The organism is Paenibacillus sp. FSL A5-0031, assembly GCF_001956295.1.
In the GTDB taxonomy this organism is placed as follows: domain Bacteria; phylum Bacillota; class Bacilli; order Paenibacillales; family Paenibacillaceae; genus Pristimantibacillus.
This window is the reverse complement of the sequence record NZ_MRTD01000013.1, coordinates 72,899-98,191: the sequence shown is the minus strand read 5'-3', so window position 1 is coordinate 98,191 and position 25,293 is coordinate 72,899. Positions and strand designations below refer to the sequence as shown.

The window sequence follows — 25,293 nt, the reverse complement described above, 5'->3', positions numbered from 1 at the left end:
TATTCCTCATTTTATATATGAATTAATTCATCGCTTGAAATCCTTTTTGCAAAATGTAATAGGAAGGCTTCAATCGTTCATGAAAAGTCGGCTGCTCCCATTCCTTCCAGCTATATTCCTCCATTGCTATAGGCTGCTGCGTCGTTTCCGGCGTGCTTCCCGTCTTGATATGCTGTATGCCAAAGCTTATTCCATCTACCTTCAGCTTTGATATTTTTCCACGAGCAAACATATCATCAATGACATATTTATGAGATGGGTCCATCACATTCAGCAGCTGCCACGGAATTCTCATTTCCACTTTTCCATCTTTATAATAAAAATCACTTAAAGAATTAAAATCGGGGTTATCCGGATTACCTATTCCGTATTGGAGCAGCCCCGTCTCATATCCTGCAAAAGGAACGACCTTGTTCAGCTGCGGAACTACATAGCTTTTATTTAAACTAAGCCTGATGGGGTTAAAAATACCCGTGTTCTTATGATGAAAGGCTGGGGTCTTGTCGATGAGGCTCGTTTGAACCGCATATCTAAAATAGTAGTTATCGTAATAGGCATCTACTAATACATGCGAGTCCGTTGGTCCATGAATTTTCACTACGAAGTCTGCATCCTTACTAAATGTGGAGCCAAGCTGTGAGAAGCTTCTGTTCCCTTGTTCCTTTATCGTATCGATCGGTATGATCAACGTGTCCTTATTAAAATCGTAGTCTTCAGCATCAATCATGAGATAGACATATCCCTCATCACTTTTTACGTATAGCTTGGTATGATCGTCAGCGTACAGGGGAGTATCATTTGCCCAATCATCGAACGAACCATCGATATAACTGATGCTTTTTTCGTTGCCAGGATCAAGCGCTAATAAACCAAAATGCTGCTCATTCGTTTGAGCATTAAGCCAGTATGGCCTTGAATCAGGCAAATCCAAATCATTGTTGTTCCACGTTCGCTTAAACCATTCATCCTGCCACGAAAAAACCAATCCCCCTGCTAAATTAGCAGCGTGAATATCCTTCATCATTTTCATGAGCATATCGCCTTGCGTACGTTCATCTATAAAGCCCTGATTAAAGCCTGTAATTTTATTTTCATGCGCCTTGCCGCGTGAGGCTGGAATGCCAAATTCCGAAATAAGAACAGGCATGGAATGGAACTTCTTAATTTCCTCTAAATAAGCCAAATAAGGATTTGGTTTTCCCTCGGCATCTTTAAAGTGAATATAATCGGTCTGATAGCTAAACGTATCGGGGTAATAGGGGTAAACATGATAAGAGGCAAACATGCCGGCTTTATAGCTGTCATGCCATTTAACATGCTCGACGTTTACTTCTACAAGGTCTTCATTTTTATAAGGCTCGTTAGGATGTTTTAGCGGATCTGTCGTTACCCAATTGGAAAAGGCAACCGGGCTTTGCATGTTATAGGTTGTCATTTCATAATCAATCAGCTTATCTCCTACTTCAGTGAGAAAGGTCTCAAACGGAGATGCGCCTACGGTATAAAGGTATTTGCCATCATAATGGTTGCGCTTTGCGTTATTTTCATTCGTGCTGACGACAAGCGAAGGCTCCCATTCAATACCAACAATCCATCCAATGACATACTTCGAAACATCCGAGGTATAATTGCCGTCCGCATGGCCTTTATTTACTGGCAAATAATGATTGCCATGCAAAATATTAATCGTATCTTTAACCGTAACATTCATATCATTTAGAATCTTGTCATTGCTGCCAAAAGCATCTTCGATTGTTGCTATATCGCTCTCATTAACCCAAACGCCATGAAACACATAAATAGGCTTCTTGCCATTTTTCACTGCATTTTGATTAAAATCAAATAAGGCATTATAAAATTGCGGCCGCTGTATCGTGTACACTCTGATCGTGTTTGCATGCATATCTGAAATATAGCCAAGCCATCTATAGTATTCATCGTATGTAATGGCAACCTCGCCGGGAAAAGCGCCTGGCTTCCCAGCTCCAAGGTTCACTCCTTTAATAAATGTTTTCGACCATTGTCCATTTTCCAATACATAAAAAGAGTTTCCATCCACCTTGCTTACATACTCCGATGCCATTGGTGATGTGGGGTTGTTATGATCTGTTGCATTTATTTTATTTTTCAAAATAAACAAGCTTAAATAGGCTATAGCGATTAAAATAATGATAATAATTGAACCATACATATAGTTCTTGCGCGAAATTTTCATTTTCAGCCCCCCGAAAACATTATAAGTATAGATTTGTTTCACTGTCTATTCGGCGGTATACCTCAAATATATCCAATTAAAAATTTAAAAGGCTTGAAATCCAATCATTCTCAATTTGATCATACTATATCCAGCAGTTCATGAATGTCCTTTTTTACGACAGGCTCGAGCATCATTCCTTCACATCGTACGCCATACATTATTTCGCATATTCAAACTCCGCAAAGCTTACCATTCCTTGTCTACTTGAATTTATGGCGTTTCAGATGTGTACAGTTTCTAACAAACCGAATGGTGTTTACATGAATTTATAGCGGAATGGAGAAAATACGTTTGACATAAATGTTGGAATTGCATATTATATGAACAAGTATTCATATATTCAACTGGAAGAAGGATGTCTTATGAATGAGTATCGAATAAAGGGACTCTCTTGTGGTGGCTGTGCCCTCCGAATGGAGGAAGAGATTAAACAATTGGAGCATGGCTCGGATGCAAAGCTCAGCTACAATTCAGGAAAATTAACGGTTGATCCGCAAATTTCCATGGCTGCAGTTAAGAAAATTTTAAAGTCAGACAATGCCTATATCGAAGCAAGCTCGGAAGCGAATACGGGACACGATCATAGTTCTCATAGTCATGCTGGACATGATCATGATCACGATCACAGTCATTCCGAAGGCCATTCAAATATGCTCAAATTGCTCATCGTATCGGGCATCATCTATGTTGCCGCATTATTCCTTGATGGCGTGCTCGACAAACAAGCAGTCATTCTATTATATTTGACCGCAACGATTATTAGTGGCTACACCACATTTTTCCGCGGACTTAAAAATTTAATTAAATTGAAGTTTAATATTGATACCTTAATGACGATTGCGTTAATCGGAGCTGTATCCATTGGTGAATGGAAGGAAGCTACTCTCGTTGCCATCTTGTTTGGACTAAATGAGCTGCTAGAAGGTTATGGTATGGAAAAGGCGCGCCGCTCCATGGAAGCTTTATTTCAAGTTGCACCTAAGGAAGCATTAAAAGTAGAAAATGGCCAAGAGATTATCGTTCCGATTGCTTCTCTTCAAATCGGCGATCTTGTAAAAATTAAGCCAGGCGAAAAAATCCCTTCGGACGGCATCGTCTCTGAAGGGAAAAGCTCGGTGAATGAAGCGGCAATCACAGGTGAATCACTGCCGGTTGAGAAGGAAGCAGGAGAACCCGTTTACGGCGGAAGCATTAACAATGAAGGGCTGCTTCTCGTTCGAATTGATAAAGCATACAAGGATTCCTCCTTGGCAAAAATTCTTCATCTCGTTCAAGAAGCACAGGAGACCAAAACGCCAACGGAGCTTTTCATTAATAAATTCGCTAAATATTATACGCCGCTCATCATGATTGTTGCTGCGCTTGTTGCCCTTATTCCCCCGCTCCTCTTTCAGGGAGACTGGATTACATGGCTTTATCAAGGATTATCCGTATTAATTGTAGGCTGCCCTTGCGCCTTAATTCTTTCTTCGCCAATTGCTATTGTTTCGGGCATTACAAGAAATGCTCGGAACGGTGTACTCGTCAAAGGCGGCGTATTTCTAGAGCAGCTTGGCAAGATCGACACGCTTGCTTTTGACAAAACAGGTACGTTAACAAAAGGCGAACCGCATGTTGCCAAATTGGAAGCTTATGATGAAGAACGGTTTTTCCAAGCAGCTGGAGCAATCGAGAAATCATCCTCCCACCCGCTGGCGAAAGCGATTATGAAGGAAATAACGAGCAGAAATATGACAATACCAGAACCGGATGAAATTCAAACGATATCAGGTCGGGGAATTAAAGCGAAGGTTAACGGCCTTGCATACTGGCTTGGAAATGAAAAAAGCATCGAGCATATTACGATTCCGGATCCTATCCAAAATCGCATTGAACAATTAAAAAATGACGGACTTACTCTTGTATTGGTGGCAGACGAGCAGCAAGTACTCGGTATGTTTGGCATTTCAGACGAAATTCGCGAGGAAAGCCGGTCTGTAATCGCATCCTTACACAAGCTGGGAATTAAGCGTACCATTATGCTTACCGGGGATCATCAGAAAACAGCAGAGAAAGTCGCTTCCGCCGTCGGGGTGTCCGAGTTTTATGGCAATCTTCTGCCGGAAGATAAAGTGAAGAAGATTAAAGAGCTTTCAGCAAGCCACCATGTCGCGATGATAGGTGACGGTATTAATGACGCTCCTGCTCTAGCCTCTGCGCAGCTCGGTATTGCGATGGGCAAAGGAACAGACAGTGCGATTGAAACAGCCGATATCGTCCTCATGCAGGATCACTTGGGCAAGCTGCCCGAAGCCGTTTCCATTGCCAAAAAGGTCAATCGCGTCATCCGCTTTAACATTTGCGTCTCGCTCGGACTGAAAATCATCGCATTATTGCTTACCATTCCCGGCTGGCTCACCTTATGGATTGCCATTCTCTCCGATATGGGAGCGACTATATTTGTTACGCTTGTCAGCTTGACAATCTTAATTGAAGGAAAGAAGCGTGCAGATTAAATTCATACGCAAATAAACAAGAGCCGTTAGCATTATGCTGACGGCTCTTCGCTTGTTTGATCATTCGCGCTCCTTCGGCTGATCGGGTTTTTCATCCGGGTCTATCAGTCCTTTTGCCCCTTTTTTGAATTCTGACAGCGTCGTTCCAATCGCTCGCCCAAGCTGAGGCAGCTTGGATGGTCCAAACAGCAGCAACCCTAAAATCACAAGCAATACAATTCCTGCAACACCTATATTCGGCATTCTGAACTCCCCATTCCCATTTGGTTCTAGAAGTTAACTAACAAAGCTGTTACATACATCAGCAATATGCCAAGTGTTAAACCTGAGAAATTGAGCCACGAAACGGCAGGTGCTTCTGCAGCCTTTGCATCCCTAACAATCATTTTAAAAATGACATAAATAACTTGTATAATGGCCCCTGCGCCAATACCGAAGAATAATGCCGCCAGCGTTTGATTAAATACAAATCCACCGATCCACGTTCCGATAATAGCAGGACCGCCGCCTAAGAGTGCTAATGCGAGGAAAGTCTTGTAAGTTGGTTTTGCTTTTAAAAGCGGCGCCGCTATGCCAATCCCTTCAGTAATGTTATGCAGCGTAAACCCAATAATAAGGAAGGATCCAAGCGCAGCCTCACCCGCGGCAAAAGCGGCACCTATCGCAAGCCCTTCACCGAGATTATGGAGACCTATTCCACTCGCGATTTTGAAGGATACCTGCTTGCCAGGATCATTATGCTGGATTTCCTTTTTGGATTTCGTCTGATCAATGGCTATGAGGAATAAGAAGCTTAATGCCGCACCGAACCAGACTAGGCCTGTGCCTTGAAATACGCCGGGTGCTTCCGCACCAAGCTCTAATCCTTCTTGTATGGTATCCACAGCAAGAAAAAATAAAAGTCCAACTGTAAATGCCAATACCGCCTGAATGCCTTTGCTTGAGAAGCGACGCATAAAAGGATACCATAGCAATCCCAGTCCAACTGGAACGACACCGACATAAAAACCTATTAGTGAATATTGCAAAAATCGATTGGTATCGGCAGTTGGCGTTTTCATTGCAGCAGGTACATCCCCTGTAAATATTAGTCCGTTAGAGGTGATAAGCTTAATTTGATGAGGATCTCCCTCCACCCAAGGATAAGGAATATAGATCGTCGAGCTGCCGAATCTCTCAAGCGTAGGACTAGGTGAGTAGGAAGCATTCCAAAAAGAATCATCGACAACAACTTGAGCAACCGTCAGCTCCTTTGGCCCAGAATTAAGTATACGAACTTCAAATCCATCATCCGTCAAAATAATACGTTCAAAATTGAGCACTTCAATCGGGGCCGCTTGCTGTTCTTCTACACCTGTACCCCATGAAGCGATAACAGAAATCAAGCCAGCCAGCAGCAGCAAGGGCATTATGCCAAGCAGCCAGACTGCTTTTTTACCCAGCTTTTTATTTATTATTTCACTTTGCACATCGCATACCCCCTCTACTTAACCGACTTCAAAAAATCCCATCCAGCCGAGCTCCGTAAACTCACTTTGATGAGCATGGAACATATATTTTCCAGGAGCGGGGAATGTAACTTCAATGATGCCTCTCTCCCCTTGGCACTGCATAATCGTATCTGTATATTGCGGCCTCGCATCTGGGTCAGCGCCGGTGGCATAATAGTGAAAAAAATTAGCATGCAAGTGAAAGGAGTTAATCGGATCAAATTCCGTTAAATTACTTAAATAAATACGAACCAGCTCACCCGTTTTCACCTTAATCGGTCTAGATTGGTATGCAAATGCGTAGCCATTGACCGTGTAAACCTCGTTCTCGCCATCTAAGTCCAGATCAAAACCATTCATGACCATACTTAGCTCTTTTGCAGGTTTCCTTGGTTTCTTAGGATCAATAATGAAGTGACCATATAGGCCCTTGTGAATATGTCTAATCAACGGAGGAACATGACAGTGATAGGGCTGCAGCCCTGCTGGCTTGGCTTCAAATTCATACACAAATTCACTGCCCGTCGAAATAGGCTCTAAACCATCCATGTGGGTTGGATGAATACCGTGAAAATGTATGGAATGCGGGTGCGCGGACCCGTTCCCGAACTTGACTCGTACGATATCCCCCTCCGTACAACGAAGTGTCGGCCCTGGAATCGTGCCGTTGAATGTCCACCCTGGAAATTTAATGCCCTTCGCTATTTCCACCTCAGCATCCCATGCCTGTATATCGTATTCTCTAATCGTCCTGCCATCTGGAGAAGTACTAACGACCCCGTAATCAAAAGCCGTTAATGCTTTTACTGCCGCTTCAAGCCCCGGCGTTGAATCGGTTCCCGGATCATAACCATGCGCCATCCCTTGTTTCATCTGGTCTTTGAGCGTATGATGCATTTCTTCCTTCCCCATCGCATGAGCAGACCTGCCAAATAATGCACTTGTATTTAAGAAACTGCCTCCGATCACACCTAGTACGCCGGCAGCTCCGACCTTAAGGATGTTTCGTCTTGAGAACTGCCGATTTGGATCAAATACCATTCGATTCACCTCCATGTTAATTTAAGGGATTAATTTTGCCCTAGTGCAAAATTATTAATAAAAAAAATTTATTTCACTTAAGGACAATTAGTTTACCTGAGGAAACTTTTTTGGTATGAGTAAAATATATGCTAACCTAGGCATGTTGTAAAGTGTTTTTTATGAAGCTTGTATGTGCTTGGGAGCATACTGCATCATTGAAAAAAAGGCTTCCCTCGAGTTCGATAAACTCACGGGAAACCTCTCTCTCCTATTTCGTAGAAGAATATGAATCACAATAGCCTGCAACATACGAGCAAAAATCTACGTTTAGAATTGTAGTTCATTATTAATTAAAGTGGAGACAAAACGAAATGAGAAAAAAAGTACTGCTACCTCTTCTTCTTCTTTTGATAATCGCAACAGCCGTGGTATTTATCATAAAAAGTCTTCAAGCTGATCCATTAAAAAAGTCCATTTCCATTGAACAGAAACCATCCGAGAATTCAACTGATACACTCTTAGTCAAAGACGAAAATGGAAAAAACTTAAAGCTAAAGATTAATGATATTCCTCCGTATAAGCAATATTTACAATCTCAAGAGGATAGCAAGACCGAAATCGAGCGGACCCAATCAGAAGCGCTCACTCTCTCCACTCCAGAACATTTCATATTGTTAAAGTACAGTTGTGGAAATAAGCAATGTTCAACCATTTTAGTGAAGGAAAGCAACTCCACAATTACAAGTCTCGCTTTGGGTGACGGCATTTTTCAAGACTATCAACTATCTCCGGATAAAACAGAGCTGCTGTTACGATACGGTTATAGTGAAGGCGGAGAAATTGTTCGTCATACGCTGATCGCCGTTGATTTATTAACTATGGAAAAAATACCTTTTGAATCTACAGCGTTAACGAACGATTACATGTCTACTCCAATCTGGCCTATACTCGACTATCAATGGATCGAGAAAGATCGGTTTATGATCGAGTCGCCTGATTTAGAATCATCAGATTATGAAGCAGTGAAGCACTGGTACACTTCAACTGAAAAGAAAACAAAAATCGTTGAAATCTTTATAAATAAAGCTAAAAATTAGAGCCCCTTCCTTTTTTATTTCTTTGTGGGCTCTTTCGGTGTGTAGATCGTTTTATCATCTCCATCAAGGATTAGCGCTGATTTCGCTGGTATGACCTCGCCTTGAAAGTTAAAAGAAGCTTCCGAGAAGTTAGCCACTACTTTTAACGCTTTACCATATTCCGTCATCTGAACGAGTTTGTCCTCTGTTAGAACTTTATAATCCGTCATTTCTTCCTTTATCGCTTTTTTACTAAAGCTTGACCATACCTTAGAATGATTCACTATGGTTTCTTTATATTTTTCCCACTCGTGCTTATCTAGATGATATAACGGAGGCACATTATAAAGCATTTCATACAGCATCCGATTCGAAATTTCATCTTCTATTTTTAAAGTTCCCCAGCCCCACCAATATGTCGTGATTACTGAATTGTTGTAAACTAACTTATACAATGGGATCGTATAGCTAGTATCCAAAAACAGCTTCTTGTACTTGTCCTTTAACGGTATTTGCTTAGCAAATAGTTCGGGAACTCCGCCGTTGCTCGAATAATATCTTCCTACATAATATTCGCTTTCTTTATTTGTGCTCATATCCTTATCCATCCATGAGAATGATGGCGTCTCTATTCCATGCGCAAAAGCAACCGTTTGGTTAGCAAAATCGTTGCCACCCTCTGTTCCAACGACCAGCTTCCATTGTTTTTGCAAATACGCCATTCGCTTTATTCTAGCCTGAATATCTTCTTCTTCCGTAGTCACATGCTCTGGCGAATAGTCATCGAAGATTTCTCCAGTACCATCCGTATCTAGAAACCATGAGTTAAAAGCTAGACCAGTATTGAAAATCGATGTTACTCTTTCTTCTACACTAGGCAGGGCAAGCGTTGGGTTGAGCTTTCTGCCTTCTCCTTGGAACCCTACAATTTTTTTCCCATTCTTATCGGTCACCGTCGCATGCTCGTAAAGGGAAGTATCCTTAAACTTAGCCGTCGTCCATTTCTCTTTTCCTGGTTCATGGATTGAATGATACGAGTCATAGGTGCCAATTAAATAACCAAGACTTTCTGCCTCTTTGACAAACGCAGGTTTAATAAACCCTTCCTGCCAATCATCCAAACCAATCCACATATTGTCGAGCCCAGACTGCTTCATATCCTTTATGACATCAATCGTATTGGCATCTGCCCACTTTTCAATGGGATCAACTGCAGCACCAAGCACGCTTTTTAACAATCGTTTATTCAGATCAATCAATTCAACAGCGTTCAAATTTTCTATACCGCTGCTTAACAATCGCTGAGTTTCTTCATCTAAGTCAGTAAAAATTTTGGAATCATAAAATTCTTTTAGCTGCATGACCGCACTTAAACTTTTTACAATTCGATTTATCGTGTATTTATCTACATAGTCTAAACGATTTAAATCGTCAAAGGCGGATGAAAGCTCTGCTCCATCTTCCACTTTAGTTTTTAATAGCTCCTGAATCCATATTCTCAGTTTTTCGGGAAGATTGCTCCTCAGCTTTGGCCATTGTATATTTTCTTCTGAAATAACCGTTCTGTCCCAAAAATAAGCGTGCGGTGCTCCGTAAAGCTTTTCGATATTGTTATTTTCTTTAGCCTTATCCGCCAAGCTTTTGAATTCACCCTGTTCAATCAAATAATCTTTATACGTTTTTGCGACAGCTGTTGGATTTTTTTTCGTTACATAAATTCTAAAACCGTATTCCTTTTGTTTATTAATTACTGGAAATTCATGATGAAAAGTAAACTGGATAGCGTTATCGGTATTAAAAACAATTTCATTGTTATATGCGTTTTTAATAATGTACATCAACGTGTATTCGCTTTTATCAGCTGCAAAAAATGGCATCGAAAAAGACTCAATAACTTTCATTTCTTGTTCACTCAAATACTCTTTCCACGTCTGATCATCGCTTGGAATATACTTTCCTTGGTTTAATGGAAGCATATACCCCTCGCCCGTTACGATTGGCCATGCAAAGCTATTTTCCTCCACCTTGCTGGATTTGATCGTTACATCTACATAGTTCGCTTTTTTTTCAATTTCAACGTCCATTTGTTTCTCTGGATAGGTCCAGCTAATTTGGTCTCCGCTGTTTTTTACATTTGAAACTTTCATTTTGTCCAGTGGTTCCGATGCTTTTTCAGTCCTTCCACCCGACTCGACCTCAAGCGCGAAGGTTTCTGGATCTACGTTAAAGCTAAAATCCACATCTTCTATTTGTGCATTTACTTCCCCGCCTCGCGTATTATTGTCGTCCTTGCACCCCGCAAGAACACTTGCTGTGATTGCAGCCAGCATGATGATGGCTATTATTTTTTTCATGTCTCGCACCTCCTGAATCAGACTACATCAGGGGTGTTACGCCAATGTTACAAAAAGTATGTTCAAGCAACTAAATTTCTTTCAATCATAAAGTCCGCGATAAAGCCGTTAAGCGCTGCATTCCTTCCCGCAATAATGCCTCACTCGCAAAAGAATAACTAAGCCGTATCCATGATTTCAGCTCGCCTAGCGGGTCAAATATTTCTCCGGGAACGAAGGAAATGGATTGCTCCCTGCTTTTTTTAAGAAGAGCTTCTCCTGATATATGGCTTGGAAGTTTAACCCATAAATTAAGCCCGCCCTGTGGTGCAGTCCATTCCCAGCCTGCTATGGCAAGCTCCTCTTCCATGATCTCTTTATGAACCTGCAGCGCAATACGAAGCTTTTCCACATGCTGCTGCAGCCTCGGTGAGGCGAAATAATGCAAAAATATTTTCTGATTAAGCTGCGGAGTCCCATTATCCGCAAGCGCCTTCGCTTTGATTAACTGCTCCATGAATGGATATCGGCAGGCTGCAGCACAAATCCGCAGACCCGGCGCAATATATTTGCTGAAGCTGCTAATATAGATGACCCAGCCCTCCGTGTCATAAGCGAATAAGGGAAGCGGGGGCGGCTCAACAAAATACATATCTCGGAATGGATCATCCTCCACGATAAGGCAGCGGTAACGCTCTGCCAATTCCACCAGCAATTTGCGCTGCCATGCTGGAACAGTATAACCGGTCGGATTTTGGTGGGTTGGATTCATATAGAACATACGAGGCTTATGCGTGCGCATCAAGGCTTCTACTTCTGCTAAGTCATAACCTTCCGGTGTGATCGCAACAGGAATAAGCCGCGCGCCTTGCCTGCGAAAAATATCCATCGCTACGCCGTAGGTCGGTCGCTCAATCAACACCGCATCCATCGGCCCAAGCATAATCTGGGCAATCAAATTTATGGCCTGCTGAGCACCTGATGTGATTAACAATTCCTTAGGTGACAGCTGCAATCGATGATGCTCTCTGAAATGCTGGCTCAGCGACTCGCGAAGCTCTTCATCCCCTTGAACGCTGGCATAAGTCCCCATAACCTTAGGATAGAGATCAAACACTTTTTTCACATAGTCCGATAAGAACAAATTCGGCAGCAAATTAGGATCAATCAGCGCTTGAGAGAACTGATACTTAGCTGGAATTCGATGAATATCAGATAACGAGTTATTCACTGCATAAGAGGTAACGACGGTGCTCTCTTCCAACCCTTCAGAAAAAGCATTGTCCTCCGATACGTAATATCCCGATTTGTCTTTTACATACACTTTGCCGTCCTCAGCTAGCAATCTATAGGCTTTAAATACCGTCAGCCGATGCACATTGATCTCTTCAGCAAGCAATCGTATCGACGGTAATTTTTGATGGGCTTTCCATTCCCCTCGCTCTACACGGTTCAAGATATAATCATACACTTGCCGGAATAACGGATGGGCTTGCTGCGCTCCCGATTCTTTTTTCATCTGTTCATAACACCTCTTCGCCGCTGCCTATTTCCATTATTGTACACGAAATATTTATTTATCTGTTCTGTTCCATACAATCTGTTCTGCCTTGCTCCCTATATGATTAACAAAAAACAATCTCGATCCGACATCTAAAGGGGAAATGAACATGATTTTTTTGGCTTATGCGCTCGTATGTCTTATATTTGGCACAACCTTTCTGGCAATTAAAATCGGAGTAGACGCCGGTGCTCCCCCTTTCTTCTCGGCAGGGCTTCGCTTTTTTCTAGCTGGCGCTATTCTGTTTCTTTGGATGGTTTGGAAACGCAAGGCAAGCTTCTCCTTGCTGCTGCGCAAAGAGATGCTGTTCACTGGGGCTACGCTGACGTTTGGAACCTTCTCTACGCTGTACTGGGCGGAGCAATATGTATCTTCTGGACTCGCGGCTGTGTTATCGGCTACGGGACCCATCATGATTTTGCTGCTGCAAACGGCTATTCTTCGGCAAAAATCTCCCAAACACTCGCTATACGGCTGCATTATTGGCTGCATCGGTGTACTGCTGTTAGTTTTGCCCAATCTTTCGGTGGATGTCTCACCCTTGTGGCTTGTCGGATGCGGAGCCATATTGATAGGAGAATGCTGCTATGCAACAGGAGCGCTATATTCCAAAAAAGTAATCAACCGCATGTCCGATGCTTCACCGATAGCCATGAACGCGGCACAAATGATGGTTGGCGGAGCGATGATGTTCATTTTATCTCTGTTCACCGAAGAGGTGCACCTTGAATCCTTTGCATCATTTCAGACGACAGGCTCATTAATTTATCTGATTGTAATTGGTTCCATGGTTGGGCATACCTTATTCTACTGGCTCGTCGCAAAGACGAATCCCGTTTTCCCATCTACATGGCTCTATATCTCTCCTCCAATTGCTGTAGGAGTCGGCGTACTCTTTTATGATGAGACAATCTCATGGGTTACACTGCTTGGTATCATTACGATTATTGGTGGAACCATCCTTGCAAATGCAGGTGCACTCAGCCAGTTAATCGCAAAGCGAAGATTGAGGGTGTAGAGTAATTAAAAGATAAAAAAAGGCAGCCAATAAGTTCATTGAACTTATTGGCTGCCTCTAATTTTTAAAAAGATGTATTTTGTCCAAGCTACTCGAACAAATCTGATTAAGCAGACTGCTTCAGCTCATCCTCTTGAGGTGCCTTCGTTTTGCGAATGAAGAGACCGATGAGAATTGCGAGGACAGAGAGAATTCCTCCGACAATAAACGCACTGTGAAGACCAGCTACCATTGCAGGTATTCCCTCAGCAGGGTTGGTCGGATCCGGGGATGTAGACATATAATCTCTCATGCCGGACGACATAATGCTGACGAACAATGCCACACCAACCGCACCTGCCACTTGCTGCAGCGTGCTCATAACCGCCGTACCATGCGCGTACAATCTGCGCGGCAGCTGATTAAGGCCTGTCGTCTGCGCAGGCATCATCACTAATGAGATACCAATCATCATCAAGATATGCAGGAATACAACATATCCGCTCGTCCATGCTGCATCAATTCCAGAAAACAGCCAGATGGATACACTCATCAAGATGAGACCAGGTATAACGAGCACCCTTGGTCCAAATTTGTCAAACAAAATACCGGAGACCGGTGCCATAATACCATTCAAGATACTACCGGGCATCATCACAAGACCAGCGCTAAGTGCAGTAAGCATCATGACATTTTGCAAAAATAGCGGAAGCATGATCATCGTAGAGAACATAGCCATCATAAGTACAAGCATCAGTACCGTTACAAGCGAAAACATAGGGTAACGGAAAACACGCATATCGAGCATCGGTTCCTTCACCGCAAGTTGACGCCATACAAATGAAATCAAGCTGATTCCGCCTACAATCAGGCACCAGACAACCTTAGGATCTGACCATGAGCCTTCTCCTGCGCTGCTAAAGCCATAAACGATGCCCCCAAAACCGATGGAGGAAAGCAGGATGGAAATAATGTCGACCTTTGGTTTCGTCAATTCACTTACATTTTTCAAATAAATCGCTGCATAGACGATAGAAACGACCGCCAAAGGAATGACTAGATAGAAGAGCCATCTCCAGTTAAGCGAGTCAACGATAAGACCAGATAAAGTAGGCCCAATAGCCGGAGCGGACATCATGACCAAACCGATCAATCCCATTGCGCCGCCCCTCTTCTCTGGAGGGAAAATGATAAGAATCGTATTCATCAATACAGGTATCATTAATCCTGTTCCCAGGGCTTGAACAACACGTCCGACAAGCAGAAACTCAAATATTGGTGCTGTCGCACATATCACCGTACCCGCAAGGAATAAAATCATTGCCCCGAGAAACATTTGACGTGTGCTGAACCATTGTTGCAAAAGTGCTGTTATAGGGACAAGAATACCGACTACAAGCATGTAAGCTGTGGCCAGCCATTGTACAGTCGTTTCCGTGATGCTGAAATATCTCATGAGCTCTGGGAATGCAATGTTCAGCAAGGTTTCATTCAGAATCGATACAAATGCGCCAATAATGAGTGCGGCAACGATCGGTCCTTTCTTGATTTTGCTCAAATCCAGGTTAGAATTAACCTCCATAGTAGGGCCGTTCAAGAATACTCCTCCTCCAATTTTCTCTTCTCTTTTCGGACAATTGTCCGAATTACTTACAAAATATACCGAACATTTGTCCTCATTGTCAATAACCTAAATTATGACACTAACGAATTGAACATTCAACTTCTTTGCTTCATGAATTCCGTCGAATATTTCAAATCTTCACAGCTTGATCCCTCAAGTTAGCGTCTATGCTGAAGGCATAAAAAAAGAGCCCTAATCTTTCAAAGGCTCTGTGGGACTGACTTATCTTTTTACTTTTCGTTGTTTCATATCTGTGCTAATCTTTTTCCATTTTGCTTTTTCAGAGGCTGCCAATCGCGCATCTTCCTTGCGTGCTAGATACGCCAGCTCACGTTGGAGTTTGAGATAGCTTTCAAAACGAGCCTGCTCCAAAGATCCATCAGCTATTGCCTTTCGGACAGAACAGCCTGGCTCTTGCTCATGCTTGCAGTCATTAAACCTGCAAGTATTTGCAATTGAATCTACGTCATCAAATGCACCACGGAACCCTTCATCGGCCTCCCAGAGCTGAAGCTCCCTCATACCAGGTGTATCAATCATCAGTGCTCCACTTGGTAATTGAACAAGCTCGCGATGCGTCGTCGTATGACGACCTCGGTCATCCCCGCCACGCACATCATTGACTCGTTGCAGATCAACACCGCTCAATTTGTTAATCAGTGTAGACTTGCCTACACCCGAAGAACCTATCAGCGCAATCGTGTTGCCTATACCCAAATATGGTGCGAGCTGATCTAACCCTTCTCCCTGCGAAGCACTGACTACATGAATAGGGACAGCAATCGCAACTGATTCTACCTCTGTGATGCGCGCATCCAAATCGTCGCATAAATCTGCTTTGCTCAGCACGATGACCGGCGCAGCGCCGCTTTCCCATGCGAGGATCAAGTAACGTTCCATCCTGCGTATATTAAAGTCATTATTTAAGGCATTCACTAAAAAAACAGTATCAACGTTAGTGGCTACAATCTGCTCTTCTACCGTGTCTCCAGCCACTTTACGGGAAAATTTGCTCTTTCGTGGCAGCAGCGCATGAATCGAAGCTTTCTGTTCCTCCAGCCGCGGTTTTATAACTACCCAGTCACCGACTGCTGGAAAATCTTCTCGACCTGTTGCCTCAAAACGCAGCTTACCCGTTACTTCGCCCATGAGCTCTCCATGCTCACTCAATAGACGGTACATGTTTTTATGCTCCAATATAATTCGCCCGGCACTATAGCCTTGTTTGGCATAAGCGGCAAAATAATTAGAAAAATAGTCGTTCCAACCTAATGTTTGTAATACCATATTCGTTGTTTGTTGATTCACTGCGGATTCCCCCTGTAATTGGTTATTCATATGGCTAACGCCAAAACCAGTCACAGTTGAATCCTCATTTGGGAAACGAAATTATTGTTCGCTTGAAAGGAGGATTCCTGTGACCCCGACTGCCGCACCTTCAATAATAGTTAATTTCTCCATTTTCATCTCTCCCCTCAAGCCAGCTTAGCTAGCTTGCAACTAAATTTCTCCATTATTGTAGCATGAAAACGAAACATTGCGAAATAACGAAAACATCATGTTTCTTTCTCTCCGTCTATAGCTATAGAAAAAAGACCTATCGCCAGTTCTAATGAACGAGGGATAGGTCGTACTCATTAATTCAAGAAGCCTTCAAGCGCAATCGTCGGTTTGCCGTCCGCCTGCCAAGCTCCCTTATTATAACCTCCGTTATAACCAGGGGTCGCTTCCGGTTCCCAATAAAACACGCCAAGCCCTTTTCCGCCTGCAATATTGCGTATTTTTGTCTTTATATCAGCGACGAAGCTTTTGGCAGCAGCAGGCTGATTATAATCCATACCAATTTCGGTAATCATAACCGGCTTGCCATAGCGCGAGATCATATTGTTGGAGTTGCTGACCGTTTGCGTAACCTTAGTCGACCAATCTGTACTGGTAGGATAAAGAGACATCCCAATAATATCGAAGGTCGCTCCGCTCGCGATCAGTCCGCCGATATTCCAGACAAATAAACTGTTGTCATAGCCGTTGGACAAGTGGACAATCGTTTTTGTAGCTGTACTAATAGACTTGACCGCATTGTTTCCTGTATTAATAAGCCAAGCGTAGTTTTGCATATTTAAGGATGCTTTGCCGTCATTCCAGAGCATGCCATCGTTCGTTTCGTTGCCGATTTGCACCCAATCTGGCGTGACCCCTTTGCTTTGCATAGCTGTCATTACCTCGCGCGTATGATTCCAAACTGCATCCATCAGCTGCTGGAACGAATAGCTTGCCCAAGCCGCTGGCTTTGTCTGTTTTCCAGGGTCCGCCCACGAATCGCTGTAATGCAATGTAAGCATGACGCTCATCCCTGCATCCTTCGCCCGCTTCGCCAAGGTTGCAGCGCGATCCTTATTCATATAACCGTTGCCATAGTTCGAAGAAGGATTGACGAATACTCGAATACGTACGGAGTTGATTTGATAATCCTGCTTCAAAATTTGAATAATGTCCCTAGTTACGCCGTTTTTGTCCTTCCACGTATACCCTTGCGCCTCCATGCCGGCTACCCAGCTAATGTCCGCACCTTTCGCAAATGCAGGAGCTGCGCTGACCTGCGGCACAGATCCCCCATTCACTCCAAAAATAGTCATTAACAAGGCGACAACAAGCGTCAAAATGTAAAACCTTCGTTTCATACATTCTCCTCCTTCACCTGAATGTTGAAGCATCGAACACAAATGTATGCGCTTTCAGTGTTGTGTTCTTATTATAGAGGCTGCCAAGCTTTGGCAAACAGGATACAATTGCAACATCCGTTATGTTATTGAAGTCAATTGCAAAAATGATTAGACTAATCTTAATAACGGAAGCGGGAGGAAAATAATGTGGAGGGTTCATTATTGAAGAAAAACGGCCTATATTCCTTACCTCTTCACCAACAGTCTAAACTGAAGTGGTCGCTCCACATTCTATATAGCTTCATAATAATCATGTTTATTGGCTTCATCATGATACCTGGGAATGACCAACAAAAATTAATACTAAATATTTTGTTTCTAGCGTTCTCCATTTTTTTCGGATACATATGGCTTGGTCTGGCTTTATTTAATAAACCCTACTTAAAAATCACCAATGAATCTCTCGAATACAAATGGTTATTCGGTCGCAAAGTTATCCTAATGAACGATATATACAGAGTAGAGTGCTTTTCGGAAAGTGGAGTCAATAAACTTGGGATCTGGGCTAGCGAGCGAGGAAATCGTTCATTTTTGGAAATTATAAACCGAATTTTGGGCAGGGACTATTCAGTAAGTATCGTTATGTCCAATTTTCAAAATATTGATTTTGAAAAATTACGTTTAACTATACTTTCAAAAATCAATAGTGCGCATAACCTTCCGTGATCATATCTCTAACGAACTGTATAATGCTTATTATGCAGAAAACAGCTTTTTTTTCATTTTAACGAATCTGATTAACGTTATATCATGATTTACAGGGTCTCATGAGCTACTTTGCTCGAATTAACGATTCTGGGGTTCGTTACAATTTTAATTCATTATTAATGGTACAAATAAGATCTGCTGGGTTCGTAAGCTATAGGTTTGATAAGGGGAGGACATCTTTCTGTCTAAACAGCATCATAAAAATAGGAGCTGCTCCAATCGTAGATAAATCTACTTTTGGAACAGCTCCTATTTCACTTTATTTGTAACAGTCACATCATAGGTTTTCTACTTTTCTACTAATTAGATATTACAGAGACTTCATTAACAATTGATACAAGATGACTGCCGCTTGGGCGCGAGTAGCCGTTCCTTTTGGATCAAACTTGTCATTCCCAACGCCATTGATGATGCCAGCTTTATGCATAGCTGCCACCGCTTCTTTAGCGTAGCTTGCAATAGCTAGTTCGTCATTGAAGGCTGCTGCCGCTTTCTCATCACTCATCGTGATTCCTGCTTTCTGAATCGCTCGGTATGCCATTGCAGCCATCTCTTGACGAGTAATCTTGTTGTTAATACCAAAAGAACCATCAGTCAGACCGGACACGATACCAAGTTGCTGAGCCGTAGCGACCGAGTCGTAATACCATGCACCTTGCTTAACATCTGAGAATGTACTTGTTGCGTTCGGTTGATTCAGGTCAAGCGTTAGCATTAACATTTGGATGAATTCGGCTCTTGTAACTGAATGGCCTGGTGCGAACGAATCCTTCGTCACACCGTTTACGATTCCGCGTGCAGCCAATCCATCTATACTGTCACTCGCCCATGCGATTGCTTTCGAATCGCTGAATTTAACTGCTCTAGCGATGGCAGCATATTTGCTAAAGTGCTTCGCATTAAATTCCACCGTGCCAGTATCCTTGTTATAACGGCCATTCTTGATGATTTCAAGTTTGCCATCATCCGACAAGTAGTAGATCACGATTTGATCCGGGCTCTCTCCAGGCTTCAGCGTGTAAGGTATTTCAACCTTCACCTGCTTGCCTTGTCCAAAATCAGTAATCTTCTGACCGTCAACACTTAGGTTGAAGTCATAAACCGTATTCGAACCTACTAAAGTGCGTGCTGCTTCTGGCAGCGTGCTGTTATCCACCTTGGCAACACTCAATTCAATACTGGTTTTGCCGGCGGCACCATCGAATAACGATACAGGCAGCTGTACAGATGCGAGCCCGAAAGAAATCTCAATACGTTTAATGCCTGCTTCTTTGGCTGCATTCACTTGATCAACTGGTATGGATACTGTAATCAGTTTGGCATTCTCGGTACCAAGAACGACTAACTTCATCGTTCCATCCTTCGCTTCAGGCAACGCCTTCTTCACATCATCGGCTTTGACTAGAGCTTTGGCGTTACCGCTCGAATCCACTTCTGCCTTTACTTCACCAGGTTTAACAGGAGTTTGATCCGTCGGTGATGTTGGCGTAGTATCCGGGTTAGTGCTATTACTATTCGTCGTTGCTTGCGTTACTGCGGATAGTACGGATTCTCCAGCATCATTGACAGCTGCAACCTTGTAGTAATAAGTAGTTGATGCCGACAAGCCACTATTTTGGAACTTGCTTTCGGTAATCAGCTGCGTGTTGACTTTGCTGTAACTGCCGTCAACAGAAGCGGAACGATAAATGTTGTATCCCGTTGCGTTCTCCGAAGCTGTCCAGCTGACTTCAATCTCGCTGCTGCTCTTCGCTTTTGCTGAGACATCAGTCGGTGCAGCAGGGCTTGGATCAAGGTTCAGATAACCTTCTGGATTGATAACCGCATAGTATGCCGGCTTGGCTGCCAACGCCTTATCAAAGAGCAGAGGGCTTCCCGAAGCACGCCAGCTCTGGGAATCCGCCTTGCCCCAGAAGGTAACGCGTTCGATGCTGCTCGCATACTTCTTGAAAATAACGAATAGCTTCGCATATAGCTCAGCCTGTAAAGTCTCCTCTTCCTTCGTGAGCGTGCCCGTTGACGGGATATCCAGCTCGGTGACGCTAACCTTCACGCCTGCTTGAACAAAACGAGCAATACTTGCTTCTACGGTGTCTGTATTCAAGCTCTGGATCCAGTAATGCGCCTGCATGCCGATGCCTTCCACTAGCAAACGTTCAGGCTCTTTGTTGCGATCGTCCGTTTTCCACTTCTCGTTAAGGTCTTCGGCCATCAGCGCCATACCTTCCCGTTTCCATGGCTCATTCTCGTTATAGTCGTTGTAATACAGAGTAGCTCCCGGATCAGCCAAACGCGCGAACACAAACGCATCGTAGATATAGTCGGCGCCGCTTTCTCCCTTGCTCTTATCAGCGCCGTTCTCATAAGCCATGTACCAAGGGGAATCCTTACGCAGAACCGTTTTCCAGTCCGTAGGAATGCCCGATCCGCCGTTAAAGGCCTCGTTCACGACATCCCAAGATACAACTTTGTCCTTGTAGTGTCCAGCAACATTGTTGATATACTGTTCCATGTTCGCCTTGGCTTCTGCACGAGTAAGTGGTTTGTTACCTTCGCCCGTAGTCAGCCATGGAGCTGACTGGGAATGCCAGACGAGCGTATGACCATGAACCTTGATATTATTCGACTGAGCCCAGTTCACCAGACTGTCGGCATTACCGTAGTTGTACACGCCATTAGCAGAGCTTAAATACTGCGGCTTCATATCATTCTCAGGCGTCATGACGTTGTAATGATGCTTATACATGGCCGTATTCTCGGCATCAGTCGTCTGACTAGGACTCATGACGTTACCGATTAGGAAATAATCCTTATAGGTATCTGCGATTGAAGATAATGTCAGATCCCACTTAGGAATCTCCTTTAGATCGCCAACTTGGCTGATCACAATCTGGTCCATGTACCACACATCAGCATGAGCAGCTGCATCGTTAGTAACTAAACGGAAATCGATTGATTCCAACGGTCTCTCCATTAACGGCGTTTGAACGTTTACCTCTTTCCATTGACCGATCGGCAGATTGCCTGGATTACTTGGCAGTTTGTTTGCGCTATTGGCGTAATCCTGATTAAGTACCAGACCAGGGCCACTCAGCATACCCTTGCCTTCGTTACCGACAACAGGGGCATAGAACCATGCAGAGATATTATAAACTCCTCCGGCAGGAAGCGGCTCAGCAAGAGTCAGCCGAACAGCGTTGTCTGCGCTGGTATAGCTTGTATCAGGTACATGTGTAACCTTAAAAGCGCTATCGTCGTTCTTCCCAGCACCGGTTTCATTGATCCACTCAATCTTTGAGGATGCAGCTGACGTAAAAAGGCTTCCTTGCTCCGCTTTATTGTCGAAGTCGAAACGCAACAACTCCTTGGTCTCTGGCTCCTCCACTGGCGCAGGCGGGCTTATGAGTTGCAGCTTTACCTCATCTAAATAGAAGGTGAAATCTGTCATTTGTGCGTCGTTGTGAAATACGATGGCGCTAACAGACTTATGGTCTGCAGGTACAGTGAATTCCAACGCTACATCCGCCCATTGGCCAGCTGCAAGATTTACCTTGGATTTCCCAACGGTGCCGTAAGTATCGTTGTTTCCGCTATCTTTGGTTTCTACGCGTACGCCCAATGTGGCGTCTTTTGCACTAAGTGCCTTGGCTGTCAGCTTATACTTGCCGCCTGGCAGCATCGGCATCGTAGGCAAGGTATTGCGAAGAGCAACCCCGCTGTAGTTGTTCGCAGCAGTCGGAGCGACGCTCAGACTGCTAGTACCTGCGGCAGCATATTCCTGCGTCCGACTAACTGTCGCATCACCGTTTAGTTGAAGCGTGTTGCCGCTTTCAAATCCCTCATAGTAAATGACATCTGAGTTTGGCATGAGGGTGAATGAATGGTGTATAGGAGCCGCAATCATATTGCCAGCGGCATCTCTCAGACGCATGATGTATATGTTGCAAACTTCACCTTTGTTTTTTGTAATACTGTTGAATGTCACTTCGACTGATTTGTTATCCTCAGCCCACTTAAGCGTAAAGTCGTCTGAGAAATCAAAGCCGATGCCAAAATCGCCTTTGTTCATAGGCTCATCAAATGTAATATTGAGCGTATCACTGGCAGTCAGATCCACCATGTCATTCAAACTGAAAGCAATTTCAGCATGAAAGTCAGTCGTTGTCGCCGTGAGTAAAGGACGGTTTCCGTCGTCCTTCAGGCTGTTCGGATACGGCGGCCAGTTCGGCTGAGGACCTGTCTTCTGAACGGCTGCTGATGCGTTCCAGCTGACCGTTTCCTGATTGTTCGCCAGCTTAGATTTGTCGATCGAAATCTCAAACGTGCTGCCTGGCATAGCCTCCATCTGCAACTTTTTCAGTGTGATGACATTAAAAGCATTATTCAGTATGCGGTTATTCTCATTAGGGTTCGTCGTTACGCCGTAATTGATAATCCAAGCCTGTTCAGTATCCTCCTGCAAAGATTGTGTCAACTTGTTGCCATCGGCGTAGACTTCTACCAGATCCTTATTGATTTTGCTGGTAAAGCCATACATTACAGCCGCACCATTATCATTTCTAGCGGTGCCGTGGCGCAGTCCTGTTGCTAAGTCGATGCCTTGGAAGTATACAGTCTTGCTGTCCTTAGCAGTACCAACGGTCGTAATTTCGTAACGCCCGATCTTAACTTGCTCATCCGTTAGATTAAACACCGCTGTGCCGTTGACAACATCGGCTGTCCACGTGTCCTTCGTCGGCTTGTTATTTCCGTCAAGTATCGTTAGTTTAACCTTCGCATCGTCAGAGTGAACCTTGATTGTCGCAGAAATGCCTTCGGTGACAATCTCATTTTCAGTCCACAGCGTGTACTTGCCTGGGCGAGACCAACGGATGTAGGAGCTGTCGACATCGTATGGAGAAATCGTCATGTCAGAGATTTTGTCGTAAGTCCCTATTCCATAGCTTGGCGGGTCGCTTTTTGGGTAGAGGTCCTTAACTTCCAGCGGCTTATTACTGAATGTCTTGTCCATAATTGCAATCATGAACGGCACGTCTCCGTCCTGGATGGCGTGAGCGCCGTCGCGCACACGTACAGCAATATTGTCACTGTCTAGAAACTCATAGACTTCATTAGCTGCACTCATCGCCATTACAGAAGATGGTGGAGTCGTCCAATCGAAGTTATTATCTGCGACAAATGCGATAAGCGGTCTCGGTGCCATCAGTGCCTCAACGGCATGTGAATCGAACGGCATATATTCCATATCCGTCTGTTGGTGGAATCCAGCCGCTGTTCCAAGACCCATCCAGAATGATTCGCCAGAGTACTGAATGCTATTGAGTCCTTTCTGGTTCCTGCGATAAATCCGGTCGAACGGTGCGTTGTAGTTAAATAATTTGCCTTCAGCGGTGTAACGGAAGCTGGACACACCAGACTGTCCGCTATCTACGGGCGCTGCCGCACCGACACGCTCGTCCATGGCTGCCGACATCAGAGCATATTTACCGTTTATAGAAACGCCTGTTGTAATAGACTTATATGGGTTGATATTCCATTGATTTATACCGTCGTTAGCTTCAGCGCTAATCTCCATTGCGTCAATGATTCGGGAGACAGTCCATGCCGCCGTCATTATCGAACCCGTATTGAAATCATACTCGTAGGGGTTAAATGGGTATAGCTTATAGTAGTCTCCGTTTCTGCTAGCTCCCCAGTTGGAGACACTGATTACTGCGTAGCCGTTTTGGATCGCCATGGCCGACTGGCCGAAACCAAAGGCGATGATAACTGGCCAGCCGCCCTCGGGCGCAGTGCCCATAGGTACGGTGACATTGCCAAGGCTCGCAGTCACGGTTCTGTCGTTGTCTTTTATAGTGACATTAACTTGGTTAGTCTGGGCATTCACTGTGATGGCGCTCTTAGTCGTCGGGTACTTTCTGCCATAATAGTAGTACTGAATCTGGTCTTTGAGTTCCTGCCTGCGTTCGAGCCAATCGTCATCGGTTTCTACTCGGCCCTTTGTGCCGCTAGTGGGATCTAGAAACGTAAATAGGTCGTTAAGTCCCGGTGACTTGGGCAAAGAGGTAATATCCTGTGGGAAAATATCGCGGGGCGGCGTAGGTTGTAAAGCCGTCTTATCGACCTTTGCATTAATAATTACATTCTTCTGATTGGCTTCTATCCCAATTGTATCGATCTGGACACCGAGCGTACCCGTTCTCGTAATGCTGCTGAGTGCAAGTTCGTATACATTTTCGCTTACTTTCGTCAAAGATCCCTTCTCCGCTAATGAGGAAGCGTAGTTAGATACTGCGGCGGGGGTGCCAGCGCTGAGAATAATATCATCTGCCGAAAGGTTTGATACAGCTGCATTGAAGGTCAGTCTTATGGCGGTGCTGTTCCTCACAAACGCTGTGCCGCCAACATTTGCCACGTTAAAGGTGATCGGGTTTCTATGGATATCAACGATCTTTTCCAAGTCGTCCACACCGTCCTTGGTAATCTTAAGATTGACGGTGCCTTCAATAGTAACCCCGCTAATTCCGAGATTATATTGAGTGCCGTTAGACTCGTCCACCACAGTCAAAGTTCCTTTGGTTACACTAGCGGTACCAGCTGAGATGGTAATGTCGCTCTCCACTAATCCCAGTACCGGTTCTTCAAAGACCAGTGTAATTACATTTGATGCCGTACGATTCGCCTCGCCATTCGCCGCTGCGGTATAGTTAGTTTTTATAATTTCATTATTATTAGGCATATTCTCGTCAGCGAACACTAATTTCATATCAACTAAGGTAAGTGACATAATTACAACTAGAAACAAAGAAATAAAGCGCTTACAAGAGTTCATGCTTTAGTCTCCTTCGATTTCAACTTTTTCTCTGCAATAAATCTTACCTCCATTTGCAATAGACCCACTCAGCCGTATATTGTAGTGGTGGTAACGAGACCCGTTACTTTTCTGGTCGGCTTTGTTCGGTTTCCTTGGTTACAATCACCTCCTTCATATCCTTTCACTTCAAGT

Annotated in this window: 13 protein-coding genes; 3 read left to right on the top strand and 10 right to left on the bottom strand. The window is 43.9% G+C overall.

The window, feature by feature from the left end; translation table 11 throughout:
• Positions 1 to 22: 22 nt before the first annotated feature.
• Entirely contained in the window at positions 23 to 2,215 is a 2,193-nt protein-coding gene (locus BK120_RS22240; RefSeq protein ID WP_076269694.1) for a family 2 glycosyl transferase, read from the bottom strand.
• Between the two features lie 404 nt (positions 2,216 to 2,619).
• Here BK120_RS22240 and BK120_RS22235 point away from each other — a divergent pair, with 404 nt between their 5' ends.
• On the top strand, positions 2,620 to 4,752 hold the full coding sequence (locus BK120_RS22235) for a heavy metal translocating P-type ATPase (protein ID WP_076269693.1): 2,133 nt from the start codon (positions 2,620 to 2,622) through the stop codon (positions 4,750 to 4,752).
• A 60-nt stretch (positions 4,753 to 4,812) separates the two neighbouring features.
• Here the strand turns inward: BK120_RS22235 and BK120_RS22230 are convergent, their stop codons facing one another.
• Genes BK120_RS22230 through BK120_RS22220 form a run of 3 tightly spaced genes read right to left on the bottom strand, consistent with a single transcriptional unit; the run spans position 4,813 to position 7,103 of the window.
• Positions 4,813 to 4,995, bottom strand: coding sequence for a twin-arginine translocase TatA/TatE family subunit (locus BK120_RS22230; RefSeq protein WP_076269692.1), 183 nt, complete (start codon positions 4,993 to 4,995; stop codon positions 4,813 to 4,815).
• Positions 4,996 to 5,021: 26 nt separating this feature from the next.
• Entirely contained in the window at positions 5,022 to 6,221 is a 1,200-nt protein-coding gene (locus BK120_RS22225) for a ZIP family metal transporter (protein ID WP_256710984.1), read from the bottom strand.
• Between the two features lie 18 nt (positions 6,222 to 6,239).
• A complete protein-coding gene (locus tag BK120_RS22220; RefSeq protein ID WP_372239017.1) occupies positions 6,240 to 7,103 on the bottom strand; it encodes a multicopper oxidase domain-containing protein in 864 nt (287 codons plus the stop codon).
• Positions 7,104 to 7,636: 533 nt separating this feature from the next.
• Here BK120_RS22220 and BK120_RS22215 point away from each other — a divergent pair.
• On the top strand, positions 7,637 to 8,362 hold the full coding sequence (locus BK120_RS22215) for a hypothetical protein (protein WP_076269690.1): 726 nt from the start codon (positions 7,637 to 7,639) through the stop codon (positions 8,360 to 8,362).
• A 14-nt stretch (positions 8,363 to 8,376) separates the two neighbouring features.
• Here BK120_RS22215 and BK120_RS22210 read toward each other — a convergent pair whose 3' ends face one another.
• Positions 8,377 to 10,695, bottom strand: coding sequence for a glycoside hydrolase (locus BK120_RS22210; protein WP_076269689.1), 2,319 nt, complete (start codon positions 10,693 to 10,695; stop codon positions 8,377 to 8,379).
• An 85-nt stretch (positions 10,696 to 10,780) separates the two neighbouring features.
• Positions 10,781 to 12,193: an aminotransferase-like domain-containing protein gene (locus tag BK120_RS22205; protein WP_076269688.1), complete on the bottom strand. Its 1,413-nt coding sequence runs from the start codon at positions 12,191 to 12,193 to the stop codon at positions 10,781 to 10,783.
• 151 nt (positions 12,194 to 12,344) lie between these two features.
• Between BK120_RS22205 and BK120_RS22200 the strand changes: the two genes are divergently transcribed.
• Positions 12,345 to 13,253 carry a DMT family transporter gene (locus tag BK120_RS22200; protein WP_076269687.1) on the top strand — a complete coding sequence of 303 codons (909 nt, stop codon included), beginning with the start codon at positions 12,345 to 12,347 and terminating at the stop codon, positions 13,251 to 13,253.
• A 106-nt stretch (positions 13,254 to 13,359) separates the two neighbouring features.
• On the opposite strand, the gene BK120_RS22195 is transcribed toward BK120_RS22200, so the two are convergent.
• The 4 genes from BK120_RS22195 to BK120_RS22170 all read right to left on the bottom strand — a co-directional run bounded on the left by BK120_RS22195 (position 13,360) and on the right by BK120_RS22170 (position 25,119).
• The gene (locus tag BK120_RS22195) at positions 13,360 to 14,814 is read right to left on the bottom strand and encodes a DHA2 family efflux MFS transporter permease subunit (RefSeq protein ID WP_076269795.1); all 1,455 of its coding nucleotides are present in this window, start codon (positions 14,812 to 14,814) and stop codon (positions 13,360 to 13,362) included.
• Positions 14,815 to 15,078: 264 nt separating this feature from the next.
• Positions 15,079 to 16,164, bottom strand: a complete 1,086-nt coding sequence (gene rsgA, locus BK120_RS22190) for a ribosome small subunit-dependent GTPase A (RefSeq protein ID WP_372239015.1) — start codon at positions 16,162 to 16,164, stop codon at positions 15,079 to 15,081.
• Positions 16,165 to 16,493: 329 nt separating this feature from the next.
• On the bottom strand, positions 16,494 to 17,492 hold the full coding sequence (locus BK120_RS22185; protein WP_256710987.1) for a glycoside hydrolase family 53 protein: 999 nt from the start codon (positions 17,490 to 17,492) through the stop codon (positions 16,494 to 16,496).
• Positions 17,493 to 18,597: 1,105 nt separating this feature from the next.
• Positions 18,598 to 25,119, bottom strand: coding sequence for an endo-1,4-beta-xylanase (locus BK120_RS22170; protein ID WP_076269683.1), 6,522 nt, complete (start codon positions 25,117 to 25,119; stop codon positions 18,598 to 18,600).
• Positions 25,120 to 25,293 lie beyond the last annotated feature (174 nt).